Annotated in this window: 11 protein-coding genes; 4 read left to right on the forward strand and 7 right to left on the reverse strand. The window is 60.5% G+C overall.

Going from position 1 to position 14,131, the window contains the following annotated elements; genetic code table 11:
• Nucleotides 1–10: 10 nt before the first annotated feature.
• From CLU92_RS07455 to cyoA, 7 genes are all read right to left on the reverse strand, one after another.
• Nucleotides 11–547: a response regulator transcription factor gene (locus CLU92_RS07455; protein WP_101481348.1), complete on the reverse strand. Its 537-nt coding sequence runs from the start codon at nucleotides 545–547 to the stop codon at nucleotides 11–13.
• Nucleotides 537–1,886: an ATP-binding protein gene (locus CLU92_RS07460; protein ID WP_101481349.1), complete on the reverse strand. Its 1,350-nt coding sequence runs from the start codon at nucleotides 1,884–1,886 to the stop codon at nucleotides 537–539. The genes CLU92_RS07455 and CLU92_RS07460 overlap by 11 nt, the downstream gene beginning before the upstream one ends.
• Complete coding sequence (locus tag CLU92_RS07465) at nucleotides 1,870–2,694, reverse strand: SURF1 family protein (protein ID WP_101481350.1); 825 nt, start codon at nucleotides 2,692–2,694, stop codon at nucleotides 1,870–1,872. Before CLU92_RS07465 ends, CLU92_RS07460 begins: the two co-directional genes overlap by 17 nt.
• Nucleotides 2,691–3,077, reverse strand: coding sequence for a cytochrome o ubiquinol oxidase subunit IV (cyoD, locus tag CLU92_RS07470; RefSeq protein ID WP_101481351.1), 387 nt, complete (start codon nucleotides 3,075–3,077; stop codon nucleotides 2,691–2,693). The genes CLU92_RS07465 and cyoD overlap by 4 nt, the downstream gene beginning before the upstream one ends.
• Nucleotides 3,074–3,712, reverse strand: coding sequence for a cytochrome o ubiquinol oxidase subunit III (cyoC, locus tag CLU92_RS07475; protein ID WP_034788486.1), 639 nt, complete (start codon nucleotides 3,710–3,712; stop codon nucleotides 3,074–3,076). The genes cyoD and cyoC overlap by 4 nt, the downstream gene beginning before the upstream one ends.
• Nucleotides 3,705–5,708, reverse strand: coding sequence for a cytochrome o ubiquinol oxidase subunit I (cyoB, locus tag CLU92_RS07480; RefSeq protein ID WP_101481352.1), 2,004 nt, complete (start codon nucleotides 5,706–5,708; stop codon nucleotides 3,705–3,707). The genes cyoC and cyoB overlap by 8 nt, the downstream gene beginning before the upstream one ends.
• Before the next feature lie 84 nt (nucleotides 5,709–5,792).
• Nucleotides 5,793–6,776: a ubiquinol oxidase subunit II gene (gene cyoA, locus CLU92_RS07485; RefSeq protein WP_257561015.1), complete on the reverse strand. Its 984-nt coding sequence runs from the start codon at nucleotides 6,774–6,776 to the stop codon at nucleotides 5,793–5,795.
• Nucleotides 6,777–6,993: 217 nt separating this feature from the next.
• Here cyoA and CLU92_RS07490 point away from each other — a divergent pair, with 217 nt between their 5' ends.
• The 4 genes from CLU92_RS07490 (at nucleotide 6,994) to CLU92_RS07505 (ending at nucleotide 14,129) form a co-directional block, all read left to right on the forward strand.
• Complete coding sequence (locus CLU92_RS07490; RefSeq protein WP_101481354.1) at nucleotides 6,994–8,340, forward strand: MFS transporter; 1,347 nt, start codon at nucleotides 6,994–6,996, stop codon at nucleotides 8,338–8,340.
• Nucleotides 8,341–8,575: 235 nt separating this feature from the next.
• Entirely contained in the window at nucleotides 8,576–12,064 is a 3,489-nt protein-coding gene (locus CLU92_RS07495) for a response regulator (protein ID WP_101484550.1), read from the forward strand.
• Entirely contained in the window at nucleotides 12,064–12,942 is an 879-nt protein-coding gene (locus CLU92_RS07500; protein WP_101481355.1) for a protein-glutamate O-methyltransferase CheR, read from the forward strand. Before CLU92_RS07495 ends, CLU92_RS07500 begins: the two co-directional genes overlap by 1 nt.
• The gene (locus CLU92_RS07505) at nucleotides 12,939–14,129 is read left to right on the forward strand and encodes a hybrid sensor histidine kinase/response regulator (RefSeq protein WP_101481356.1); all 1,191 of its coding nucleotides are present in this window, start codon (nucleotides 12,939–12,941) and stop codon (nucleotides 14,127–14,129) included. The genes CLU92_RS07500 and CLU92_RS07505 overlap by 4 nt, the downstream gene beginning before the upstream one ends.
• Nucleotides 14,130–14,131 lie beyond the last annotated feature (2 nt).

Consider the following 14,131-nt stretch of genomic DNA (forward strand, 5'->3'; position numbering starts at 1 on the left):
GGAAAGCGCCCTACTTCACCCGCTGCTTCTCCAGCTTGCGGGCCAGGGTGCGCCTGTGCATGCCCAGCCGCCTTGCCGTTTCCGAGATATTGAAATCCGTCTCGGCCAGCATTTCGTGGATGCGCTCCCATTCCAGGGTCTTGATGTTGGTGGCGCGGTTCGTCAGTTCGATGTCGGCGTTGCCGGCCACGTGGCCAAAAGCCGCTTCGATGTCGTCCGTATTCGATGGTTTCGCCAGGTACTGGCAGGCGCCCAGCTTGATTGCTTCGACAGCCGTGCCGATGCTGGCGTAACCCGTCAGCACGACGATCAGCATTTCCGGATCGTGCTGGTGCAGCATCTGTACGCAAGCCAGGCCCGACGTATTGCCATTCAACTTCAGATCGACGACGGCGTAGTCGGGGCAATTTTGTTCCAGCAAGGCGCTCGCTTCATCGAAGTTGGTGGCCAGGATGACCTGGTAGCCGCGCCGCTCGAACGAGCGGCCCAGGGTGCGGGCAAATGCCGCGTCGTCCTCCACGATCAGTAACAGACGGTCATCCTGCATGGTGGTCGCTTTCTCTTTCCAGTTTGATGGCCGCCAGCGGCAAGGCCAGATGCACTACCGCCCCGCCCTGCACCCTGTTGCGCGCCGTCACCGTACCACCCAGGGTACGCGCGACATTCACCACCAGGAACAGACCGAGGCCGCCGCCGGGCTTGCCCTTGCTGCTTTGATACGGTTTGCCCAGGTGCGTCAGCATCGACGGCTCGAAGCCGGGGCCAGCATCGGTAATGACCAGGTGCAAGGCGTCCGCTTCGCGCGTCGCTTCGAAGCGCAGCCAGTCGGGCGACGCTTCCAGCGCATTGTCGAGCACATTGCAAATGGTTTGTTTCAGGGTCGAATCGAAGACGACGGGCACATCATGCTCGATGCGGTTATCGTACTCGAAACCCTGGATCGGGCGGCTGCTGCGCCACTCGTCGACCAGGTCGTTGAGGAAGGTGTTGATCGTCGTTTTCACGGACGATTCGCCGCGCGCCTCGCCGGCCGACAATAAAATGCCGCTGACGATGCTCTTGCAGCGCTGCAACTGTGCCTGCATTTCCGTGATTTCTTCCAGCAATTCGCTGTTCTTGCTCAGTTCCGGCATGCGGCGCCAGTCGCCGAGGATGACGGACAGGGTCGCCAGCGGCGTGCCAAGCTCGTGCGCGGCGCCCGAGGCCAGCAAGCCCATGCGGATGATGTGCTCTTCTTCCGCCGCGCGCTGGCGCAGATCAGCCACCTTGGCGTCGCCGGCGCGCTGGTTGCGGTTGATGCGTGTGATGAACACCACCAGCAAGGCGGCATTCAGGATGAAGCAGATCAGCAAGCCTTGCACGTAGAGGCTGGAAAAACCCCGCTCGGGGTCGATAGGCAAGGTCAAGGGACCGGGCAGCAAGGCCAGGCCTGCCAGGCACAGGCTGGTGATCGCCACCATGATCCAGGTCGACCACACTTCCAGCAGCACGGCGCTGAGGATGACTTGCAACAAATACAGGAAGGCAAACGGGTTGCTGATGCCGCCGCTCAGGTAGAGCTGAGCCGTCAGCACGGTGACGTCGACCAGCAGCGCGAGGAACAGGGCCGTGTTGGAAACGGGCTGGCGTTCGTGCCAGCGCAAGAGGCTGGCAAGATTGAAAGCGATGAGGCAGGACAGCACTTCCAGCATGTAGGGTACGGGCAAGGCAATGCCCAGCCCTACACCCACGCCGAAGATGGTGCTGATCTGGCCGATCACGGCCAGCCAGCGCAGCTGGATCAGCAGCTTCATGTTCTGGTGGCCGGCCGGATGTTCCATCTCGGCCGCCACCGCTCCGCGCTCTAAGACTTCGCGGTTGGGCAGGATCTCAATCCTGCCCGGCATGGTCGCTTTCCTGGCGCTGGGCGCCACGGGCGCGGCGGCGCTTGTCTTCACGCACGATCCACCAGCTGATGCCGGCCACCATCAAGGCCAGCGCAAACCACGTCAAGGCGTACACGAGGTGGTTGTTGTGGAAGGAAATCACGGTCAGTCCGCCGACGGGCGCGTCACTGGCCGTTTCCGACTTTTCCTTCGCATCGACAAAATATGGCGCCACGTTGCTCAGCATGTGCGAGGCGCCGATGGCGGCCACGTCACGCGAATACCAGTGCTGCGTGGCAGGACTATTCTCGCGCAGGAAACCGCCGCCCGTCTCGCTGATGCGCAGCAAGCCGTCGACGTTGACGATGCCGGCCGGCGTGCTGGCGGCGATGCTGGCGCGTTTCGGCACGAAGCCGCGGTTGACCAGCACAGTGCTGCCATCGGCGAGGCGCAATGGCGTCATCAGCCAATAACCGCTGCCCAGTGCCGTCGTTGCCTGCACCAGGGTATTGAAAATGGGGAGATAAGTACCGGAGAGTCGCACATGGCGGTATTCATCCGTTTGTGGCGTAATGCTGGCCCAGGCTGCGGGTCCAGGTGCGTCCGTTGCGGGCGCATGTACACGTTGTTCGACGCGCTCGATCAGGTCAAGCTTCCAGAACAGGCGCTTGACTTGCCAGGTGCCCAAGGCACAGAAACCGGCAAATAAGATCCCCGCCAGCACGGCCAATGCATATCGCACGACCATGCCGCGTGGGCCTGGCGCAGCATCTTGCGATGCGGCGCCAGGGGCGCGCCCGGTGTTGCTTGGGCGCGGTTGACTCATCATGGAGCCGTTTTCGTATGCATGTACTCAGGCATCAGATCCGGCATCATGTTGTGGTTCATGTGGTACATGACCCACAGGGAACCGGCCATGGCAATGCCCACGATCATGATCGTGAAGATCAGCGCCATCATGTTCCAGCCGCCTTCGGACTTGGTGTTCATGTGCAGGAAGTACACCATGTGCACGACCACTTGAACAGCCGCAAACGCCAGCAGGACCAGGCCCATGGTACCCGAGTTGGTGATGGCTTTCGTCATCACCAGCCAGAAAGGAATGGCCGTCAGGATCACCGACAGGATGAAGCCGATGGTGTAGCTTTTCAGGCTGCCATGATCGTGCTGGTCATGGTGGTGGCTATCGCCGTGTGTGTTGTGGTCGCTCATGGCAGCACTCCCATCAGGTAGACAAAGGTGAAGACGCCGATCCAGATGACGTCCAGGAAGTGCCAGAACAGCGACAAGCACATCATGCGACGGCCGTTTTCCGGGGTCAGGCCATGCTTGTTCAACTGGAACATCAAGGTCACGAGCCAGATCACGCCGAACGTCACGTGCAAGCCGTGGGTGCCGACCAGGGCGAAGAACGACGACAGGAACGCGCTGCGCTGCGGACCGGCGCCTTCGTGTATCAGATGAATGAATTCATACATTTCCAGCGACAGGAAGGCCAGGCCGAACAGGCCCGTGATGCCCAGCCAGACCAGGGTGCTGCGCAATTGCTTGCGCTGCATGGCCAGCATGGCGAAGCCGTAGGTGATCGACGACAGCAGCAGCATGGCCGTGTTGACAGCCACCAGCGGCAGGTCGAACAGCGCGGCGCCCGTCGGGCCGTCCGCATAGCTGCGGCCGACCACGGCGTAGGTGGCGAACAGACAGGCGAAGATCAGGCAATCGCTCATCAGGTAGAGCCAGAAACCCAGCAAGCTGCCGTTTTCCGGGTGGTGCTCGCGCACAAAGTAGCTGCGCGTGCTTGGTGCGGCGCCAGCGGCGCCGGTGTTATGGGCGATGGTATCAGACATGGCTGCTCAGCAATTTAGTGTAAGCGTCTTCGGTACGGACCACTTCTTCCGCAGGAATGTAGTAATCGCGCTTGTAGTTAAAGGTATGGACGATGATGGTGACCATCATGATCACGAAGCCTATGCTGGCGACGAGCCACATTTGCCAGATCAGGCCAAAACCGACCAGTGCGGAGAGTGCGGCGATCACGAAACCAGCCCAGGTGTTCTTCGGCATGTGGATCTTCGTGAAACCGGACGTCGGACGCTGGTAACCGTGTTTCTTCATGTCAGTCCATGCATCGAGTTCGTGCACTTGTGGCGTGAAGGCGAAATTATAGTCTGGCGGAGGCGACGACGTCGACCATTCCAGCGTACGGCCACCCCATGGGTCACCGGTCACGTCGCGCAGGGCGTGACGGTTGCGGTAGCTGACATAGAACTGGATCAGCATGGAAGCGATACCCAGTGCGATCGAGACGGCGCCAAACCAGGCGATGATGGTCCAGATTTGCAGCGATGGATCTTCAAAGTGGTTGACACGACGGGTCACGCCCATCAGGCCCAGCACGTACAGCGGCATGAAGGCCAGGTAGAAGCCGACGAACCAGAACCAGAACGAGCACTTGCCCCAGAACGCGTCGAGCTTGTAACCGAAGGCTTTCGGGTACCAGTAGTTGATTGCAGCAAATACACCGAACACCACGCCGCCGATAATCACGTTATGGAAGTGGGCAATCAGGAACAGGCTGTTATGCAAGACAAAGTCCGCCGGTGGTACGGCCAGCAGCACGCCGGTCATGCCGCCGATGGTGAAGGTGACCATGAAGCCGATCGTCCACAGCATAGGCAGTTCGAAGCGGATACGGCCGCGGTACATGGTAAACAGCCAGTTGAAGATCTTCGCGCCCGTCGGAATCGAAATGATCATCGTCGTGATGCCGAAGAAGGAATTGACGCTGGCGCCAGAACCCATGGTGAAGAAGTGATGCAGCCATACCAGGTACGACAGAATCATGATGACGCAGGTGGCGTAGACCATCGAGGCGTAACCGAACAAACGCTTGCTGCTGAAGGTCGCAACGACTTCCGAGAACACACCGAACAGTGGCAGGATCAGGATGTAGACCTCTGGGTGACCCCAGATCCAGATCAGGTTGACGTACATCATGGCGTTGCCGCCCAGTTCCGTCGTGAAGAAGTTAAAGCCTGCAACGCGGTCCAGCGACAGCATGGCCAACACAGCCGTCAGTACCGGGAAAGCGGCGACGATCAGAATGTTGGTGCACAGTGCGGTCCAGGTGAAGACTGGCATTTTCATCCAGGTCATGCCTGGCGCGCGCATCTTGACGATGGTGGCGATCAGGTTGACACCGGACAATAGCGTCCCGACCCCGGCAATCTGCAAGGACCAGATGTAATAGTCTACCCCCACGTCCGGACTGCCGACGATGCCCGACAGCGGTGGATAGGCCAGCCAGCCCGTGCGGGCGAATTCGCCGACGAACAGCGAAGCCATGACCAGGGCAGCGCCCATGGTGGTCATCCAGAAGCTGAAGTTATTGAGGAAAGGGAAAGCCACGTCGCGCGCGCCGATTTGCAGCGGCACCACGTAGTTCATCAGACCCGTCACGAAAGGCATCGCGACGAAGAAGATCATGATCACGCCGTGGGCGGTGAAGATCTGGTCGTAGTGATGCGGTGGCAGGAAGCCGGCATTGTCGCCAAAGGCGATCGCCTGCTGGGTACGCATCATGAGCGCGTCGGCAAAGCCGCGCAGCAGCATGACCAGGCCCAGGATCATGTACATGATACCGATTTTTTTATGGTCGATACTGGTGATCCAGTCGCGCCACAGGGTACCCCAGACGCGGAAATACGTCAGTGCCGCAACGAGTGCGATACCGCCCAGGGCGACCATCGCAAAGGTCGCCAGCAGGATAGGTTCGTGAAATGGAATTGCATCCCAAGTCAGACGGCCGAAGATAAGCTTCGTCAGATCAATATGGTCTAGCATTGTTACTCTCAGAGAAAAAAGGGAGGCGCCAGGCAAGCGGCGCCAGTATCTGCAGCGCAATGCGCTGCGGGATTCATGCAGTCGTTACTTGGCTTGAACGCCCTTTTCAACTATTGCATCGCTAGCGACTACTGCCGTTACGGCCGCTACCGGGCTCTTTGCCATCGTCAATTTGTATGGCTCGACCGGCGTCACGCACAGGGCGTCGGAAACGATGGTGCGGTTCAGGATTGCCTTGTACAGATCGTTAGGTACGGCGCTGTAGCGGCGCACCGGATCGCGTTCGCTAGGCTGGGCCAGCGACAGGTAATCGTCGCGGTTCAGCGCGCCACCACCGGCACGTGCAGATTCCACCCATTTGTCGAAGTCCGCATCATTGACACCGTGGAACTTGAAGCGCATGCCCGAGAAACCGGCACCGCTGTAGTTCGCGGAGAAGCCCTTGTATACACCAGGCTTGTTGATGACGGCATTCAACTGCGTTTCCATGCCCGGCATGGCGTAGATCTGACCTGCCAGTGCGGGGATGAAGAACGAGTTCATGACGGACGAGGCGGTGATCTTGAAGCGGATCGGACGATCGACGGGCGCGTACAGTTCATTCACGGAAGCGATGCCTTGCTCCGGGTAGATGAACAGCCATTTCCAGTCCAGGGCCACGACTTCGACGATCATCGGCTTGTGGCTGGCAGGAATGGGGCGGTTGGCGTCGATACGGCTCAATGGGCGATATGGATCGAGGGTGTGGGTGCTGATCCAGGTCAGCAGGCCCAGCACGATGATGATCAACAGGGGCGCACCCCAGATAATCAGCTCGAGGCGAGTCGAGTGGTCCCAGTCCGGCTCGTATTTGGCCGCGGTATTGTTTTTTCTATAGCGCCATGCAAAGAGCAGGGTCAGGGCGATTACCGGAACGATAATCAACAGCATCAGCAATGTCGAGATGACAATCAGATTGCCTTGCTGAACTGCGATGTCACCAGACGCATTCAGTACCACCGTATTGCAACCAGCCAACAATGCGAGAGGTAAAAGAAGCAGTCCGCGACGAACTTTTAATGAAAACATACAGGAAAGTCCAGTACAGGGGATGAAGATATGGTACTGTATTCTCACTGGAGCGCGTTGGCAATTGGACGTTTTGTCCACCCCCTTGCTCGGATTTTCACTGGGTATGTGCAGAGTTTTTTAACGGCTACCTGGTGAATAATCCTACTCCGGGCGTGAGACACCCGGGGTATGTTACGCGTTGGCCGAACTCGAAACTATATTGGAGACGATCATCATGTCCAGCACACGCACACACGGCGGGGATGTACCCGCCGACTTTTCCCCCCATTCCCTGCGCGACGCACGCGGGGACGGCACGGTCGAATCGCATATCGACCCCGGTGAGATTGCCGTCGGCGTGATCATCGGCCGCGCTTCCGAATACTTTGACTTCTTTGTCTACGCCATCGCTTCGGTGCTGGTGTTTCCGCGCGTCTTCTTCCCTTTTGAAGAGCGCCTGGAGGGCACATTATATGCCTTCCTGATCTTCTCGTTTGCCTTCATCGCCCGTCCGTTCGGCACCGTGATCTTCATGGAAATCCAGCGCCGCATGGGGCGCAGCGCCAAGCTGACGATCGCCCTCTTCCTGCTGGGTGTGTCGACGGCCGGCATCGCCTTCCTGCCGACCTACTCGCACCTGGGCTTTGCCGCCATCATCTGGCTGTCCGTGCTGCGCATCGGCCAGGGCGTGGCGCTGGGCGGTTCGTGGGACGGCTTGCCATCGCTGCTGGCCCTGAACGCGCCGGAAAACAAGCGCGGCTGGTACGCCATGCTGGGCCAGCTGGGCGCGCCCTTCGGCTTCCTGATCGCCGCCGGCCTGTTCTGCTTCATGCTGGTCAACCTGACGGACGAAGAGTTCCTCGACTGGGGCTGGCGCTATCCTTTCTATGTCGCCTTTGCCATCAACGTGGTCGCCCTGTTTGCCCGCCTGCGCCTGGTATCGACGAATGAATATGCGCGCCTGCTCGACGAACGCGAACTGCAGCCCGTAAGCGTATTTGAAATGAGCCGCGGCCAGGGCCGCAACGTGCTGATCGGCGCCTTGGCCGCGCTGGCCAGCTACGCCCTGTTCCACCTGGTTACCGTGTTCCCGCTGTCATGGATTTCCGTCTACCAGACGCGTTCCGCTTCGGACTTCCTGCAAGTGCAGATGCTGGGCGCCGTGCTGGCTGCCATCGGCGTGGTGATTTCCGGCTTGCTGGCCGATAAAGTGGGCCGCCGCACCACCCTGGGCGTGCTGGCCGTGCTGATCGCCATCTTCAGCGCCTTCGTGCCGACCCTGATGGGCGGCGGCAATACGGGCCAGGACGTGTTCATCCTTGTCGGCTTTAGCCTGCTGGGCCTGTCTTACGGCCAGGCATCGGGTGCCGTGACGGCCAACTTCCCTGCCCGCTTCCGCTACACGGGCGCGGCCCTGACGTCCGACCTGGCCTGGCTGGTGGGCGCCGGCTTCGCCCCGCTGGTGGCGCTGGGCCTGTCGGCCAACTTCGGCCTCGCCTATGTCAGCTTCTACCTGCTGTCGGGCGCCGTTGCCTCGCTGGCAGCCCTGAGCCTGAACCGGGCACTGGAAATCCGCGACTGACATATATATACAGCGCAGAGCGCAACGCAGTGAAAAACGCCGGCACCGTCCGGCGTTTTTTTATACCTGGCAGCCATTCCACTCCACCTCATCTGTGCGATGGCGCGCATTGCATGACCTTGCGCCTCGGCAATCTATCGTAAGGCTGTTATGCTAGCGCACGCTTTGCTTGAGCTCCAGAAAACTTGCATTTCAATTAAAATTGACTTTTTCGCGCCAGCCTTACACGGACATGATGAATACCAAGACCCCGATCGATTCCTTCAGCTTTCGCCGCATCCTCGCCCGCAACGTGACCTTGCCGCTGGTCATCGGGGTCGTCACGGCTCTCGTGTTTGTCGGCCTGATCGCCTACCTGCTTTCGGCCCTGCGCTCGGTCGAGCATTCCGAACGGGTGATCGGCAATGCGAATGAGGTGATGAAGTTGTCGGTCGACCTGGAAACGGGCATGCGCGGCTACCTGTTGACAGGCGACGAAACGTTTTTGGCGCCGTATAAATCGGGCAAGGCCAAGATTGCCGTGGAAATGACTACCCTGCTCGACCTCGTGTCCGACAGCCCCATCCAGGTGGACCGCTTGCGCCGCATCCGCGCCCTGCAGGGCCAGTGGATGGAGTATGCCGAAGGCGTGATCGCCCAGCGCCGCAGCAACCAGGAATTCCTCGCGCGCGTGCGCCAGGGCGAAGGCAAGCTGGAATTTGATGAAATCCGCCGCGAATTTCTTACCTTCCTGTCCATGGAACAGCGGCTGCGCCAGGAGCGGGCCGACACGGCCGAGAGCCGCACCATGCTGGCCGTGGTGGTGTTCCTGATCCTCAGTCTGGGCATGTCCGGCCTGCTCGCCTACCTTGGCCGGCGCGAACTGCTGCGCCTGTCCGATATTTACAACGATGCGCTCGAGCAGCGCGGCAAGGATAACGACGTGCTGCAGGAGCAAGCCTGGCTGCGCACGGGGCAGACAGAGCTGGCGGCCCATACCAGCGGCCAGCTGGGCTTGCCGCAACTGGGACGGCACGTGCTCGATTTCCTCGCCCACCGGCTGGAAGTGGCCGTCGCCACCCTGTACGTCGTCGACGACGATGGCAGCCTGCGCCGCACGGCCGTGTACGGCTTCAACGAACAGGGCGTGAAGGACAAGCAAGTCTTCAAACTGGGCGAAGGCCTGGTGGGCGAAACGGCACGCGAGAAAAAGCTCAAGCATGTGAAGCAGGTACCTGACAACTATCTGACCGTGACGTCGAGCCTGGGCCGCGGTGCGCCGCTGGAACTGATACTGGCGCCGGTCAACAATGAAGGCGTCGTCAACGGGGTCATCGAACTGGGCTTTACGCATCCCGTCAGCACCCGCGCCAAGGAATGGCTGAACTTGATTGCGGCAAATGTCGGCACCTCGCTGGAAGCGGCCCTGTACCGCCAGCGCCTGCAAAACGTGCTGGAAGAAACCCAGCAACTGAATGAAGAGCTGGAAGTGCAGCAGGAAGAATTGCGCACGGCCAATGAAGAGCTGGGCGAGCAATCGCGCGTGCTGGAACAGTCGCAAGCTCACCTGGAAGAGCAAAAAGCGGCGCTGGAGCAGTCGAACGAGCAGCTGGCCGTGCAGGCGCTGTCGCTGGACCAGAAAAACATCGCAATCGGCCAGGCGCACGCGCAGCTGGAAGCCCGCGCGGAAGAGCTGCAGCGGGCCAGCCGCTACAAATCCGAATTCCTGGCGAATATGTCGCACGAGCTGCGCACGCCGTTAAACAGCTCGCTCATCCTGTCCAAGTTGCTGTCGGACAATGCCAGCGGCAATTTGACGCCGGAGCAAGTGACGTTTGCGCAAACCATTTATTCGGCCGGCAACGATTTGTTGACCCTCATCAACGATATCCTCGACATTTCCAAGGTCGAGGCAGGCAAGCTGGAATTGACGCCGGAAGCCGTGCCCTTTGACGAACTGCTCAGCGGCATGAAGATGCTGTTCGGCGCCCAGGCGCAGCAAAAGAAACTGGTTTTCAACGTCAGCGTGGCGCCGGACACGCCGCCGTCGCTGGTAAGCGACCGCCAGCGCCTGGAACAAATCCTGAAAAACCTGCTGTCGAACGCCATCAAGTTTACCGATACGGGCACGGTGTCCCTGCACGTGAGCGCCGATGCGGCTGGACAGGTGCGCTTCCAGGTGCAGGATACCGGCATCGGCATTGCTAGCGACCAGCAGCACAAGATTTTCGACGCCTTCCACCAGGCCGATGGCACCACCAGCCGCCGCTATGGCGGCACGGGCCTGGGCCTGTCCATTTCGCGCGACCTGGCAGCCTTGCTGGGCGGCAGCATCGAGCTGGCCAGCACGCCAGCCCAGGGCAGCACGTTTACATTGGTGCTGCCGGCAGTCATGCCGGAACGCGCCGTGGAAGTGGAAACAGCAGCAGTGCCCAACTCCGCGCCGCAAGCGCCCGCAAAAATCTCCGTCGCCGCGCCCAAGGCGGCTCCCGCCGCCAAGCCCGTGCCGCTGCCTACCTTCCAGGACGATCGCAATAGCGCCCCCCCTGGCAAGACGGGCCAGCGTTCCGTGCTGGTGATCGAGGATGAGCCCTCGTTTGCCGGCATCCTGTTCGACCTCGCGCATGAAATGCAATACCGCTGCCTGGTGGCGCACGGCGCCGACGAAGGCTTGCGTCTGGCGGAAGAGTTCCTGCCCGACGCCATCCTGCTCGACATGGGCTTGCCGGACCGCCCCGGCTTGCTGGTCTTGCAGCAACTCAAGGAAAATCCGTTGACGCGCCACATTCCCGTGCACATCGTGTCCGGCAATGACCAGATCCAGGAAGCCATGCAGCTGGGCGCCATCGGCTACGCCACCAAGCCGCGCACGCGCGAGCAGTTGAAGGAAGTGTTCCGCAAGCTCGAATCCAAATTCACGCAAAAGATGAAGCGCATCCTGCTGGTCGAGGATGACGAACGCCAGCGCGAAAGCGTGGTCCACCTGATCAGCGACGACGACGTGGAAATCACGGCCGTGGCCCTGGGCGAGCAGGCACTGGAATTACTGAAGACGCAGATTTTCGACTGCATGATCATCGACTTGAAGCTGCCCGACATCCAGGGCAACGAATTGCTCGAACGCATGGAACATGAAGAACTGTGCTCGTTCCCGCCCGTCATCGTCTACACGGGCCGCAACCTGAGCCGCGAAGAAGAAGCGGACCTGATGAAATATTCGCGCTCCATCATCATCAAGGGCGCCCGCTCGCCGGAGCGCCTGCTCGACGAAGTGACCTTGTTCCTGCACAAGGTGGAATCGGAACTGTCGAGCGAGCGCCAGGGCATGCTGCAGCAGGTGCGCAGCCGTGAGCGCGTCTTTGAAGGGCGCAAGATCTTGCTCGTGGATGACGATGTGCGCAACATCTTTGCCCTGACGAACGCGCTGGAACAAAAAGGCGTGGCGGTGGAAATCGGCCGCAACGGCTTCGAAGCCATCAGCAAGCTCAACAGCGTGGATGATATCGATCTGGTGTTGATGGATGTCATGATGCCGGGCATGGATGGCCTGGAGGCGACGCGGCTGATCCGCGCCGACGGCCGCTACAACAAGCTGCCCATCATCGCCATTACCGCCAAGGCCATGAAGAATGACCAGGAAGAATGTCTGCAGGCGGGCGCGTCCGACTACCTGGCCAAGCCGATCGACCTGGACCGCTTGTATTCTCTGCTGCGCGTGTGGATGCCGAAGATGGAACGCATCTGATGTCCCTGCGCTACACGGACGCGCAAATGCATGCACTGATGGAAGCACTCTGTCAGCGCTACAGCTATGATTTTCGCGACTATTCCCTGCCCTCGCAGCGCCGCCGCCTGAACCAGGCCATCGAGCGCTTCCACTGCACGGACTTGCCCGCACTGCAGAAACTGGTGCTGGACGACCCGGCCGCCTTTGACAAGCTGCTGCAGATTTTGACCGTGCCGGTCACGCAAATGTTCCGCGATCCGGCGTTTTTCCGCGCCTTGCGCGAACACGTGGTGCCCGTATTGAAAACCTATCCGTCGCCGACGATCTGGGTGGCCGGCTGCTGCACGGGAGAAGAAGCGCTGTCACTGGCCATCGTGCTGCAGGAGGAAGGCTTGCTCGAACGCAGCACGATCTACGCGACCGACATCAACCCGCAAGCGCTGGCTACAGCCGCGCGCGGCGTATACCCGCTGCACCGCATGGCCGACTATGGCGACAACTACCTGGCTGCGGGTGGCCTGGGGCAGCTGGCCGAGTACTACACGGTCGAGCATGCCACCGCGCATTTCCAGCAGCGCTTGCTCGACAGTATCAATTTTGCCGACCACAGCCTGTCCACGGACAGCGTTTTTATTGAAACGCAATTGATTTTGTGCCGTAACGTGCTGATTTACTTCAATAAAACCTTGCAGGAGCGGGCCTTGGGCCTGTTCCAGGACTCGCTTTGCCATCGGGGCTTTCTAGGCCTGGGCAGCAAGGAAAGCACGCACTTCACAAGCTTCGCCGCCGATTTCGAACCATTGCCCGGTCCCGAAAAGCTCTACCGCAAGCGTGCTCAGTCGCACGCCGTATCCCACTACGCTGGACGGCATGATCATGCCAGGAATGAAACATGATGAATGAAACAAGCACCAAACTGCTGATCGTCGACGATTTGCCTGAAAACTTGCGCGCGCTCAATGCGCTGATCCGTGAGAGCGACCGCAGCGTGTACCAGGCATCTTCGGGCGAAGAGGCGCTGGCCCTGCTGCTGGAACACGATTTCGCGCTGGCCATCCTCGATGTGCAAATGCCGGAAATGGATGGTTTCGAGCTGGCCCAATTGATGCGCGGCACGGAAAAGACGCGCCACATCCCCATCGTCTTCGTCACGGCGGCCGGCAAGGAAATGAATTTTGCCTTCCAGGGCTATGAAAGCGGCGCCGTCGACTTTCTGCACAAGCCGCTCGACATCAATGCCGTGCAAAGCAAGGTCAACGTCTTCGTGGCCCTGCACCAGCAGCGCAGCGAGACGCGGCGCCAGGTGCAGGCACTGGAGCACAGCCGACAGCAGCAGGAAGCGCTCTTGAAAGAATTGCGCGCCACCCAGGCCGAACTGCAGCGCTCGTTGCGCCTGCGCGACGAATTCATGTCCATGGTGGCGCACGAACTGCGCACGCCCCTGAACACCTTGTTCCTGGAAACGCAGATGCGCACCGTCAACCTGGAACGGGGCAACCTGGCCGCCTTCGAGCCGGAAAAACTGGGCAAGATGGTGGCGCGCGACGGGCGGCAAATCCGCAGCATGGTGCGCCTGATCGACGACATGCTTGACGTCTCGCGCATCACCAGCGGCAAGCTGTCGATCCGCCGCGAAGCCGTCGATCTGACCAGTCTGGTGCGCCGGGTGGCAGACGATCTGGGGCCGTATGCGGCCGCCACGGGCAGCGTGCTGGAAGTGCTGGCCTTCGAACCCATCCAGGGTTTCTGGGATGCGTTCCGCGTCGAGCAGATCGTTGTCAACCTGATCAGCAATGCCGTACGCTACGGCCAGGGCCAGCCCGTGGAAATCAGCCTCGCGCACACGCAGAACAGCGCCGTCATCGAAGTGCGCGACCATGGCATCGGCATCAATGCGCGCGACCAGGAACGCATCTTCGACGCCTTCGAGCGCGTCATGTACCAGGACCGCACGGGCGGCCTGGGCCTGGGCCTGTTCATCACCAAGCAGCTGGTCGATGCGCATGGCGGCGCCATCACCCTGCAAAGCCAGCCCGGCAATGGCGCCCTGTTCAGCGTCACCCTGCCGCTGGCCGGCAGCTGAGG

The organism is Janthinobacterium sp. 61, from assembly GCF_002846335.1.
Lineage (GTDB): Bacteria > Pseudomonadota > Gammaproteobacteria > Burkholderiales > Burkholderiaceae_D > Janthinobacterium.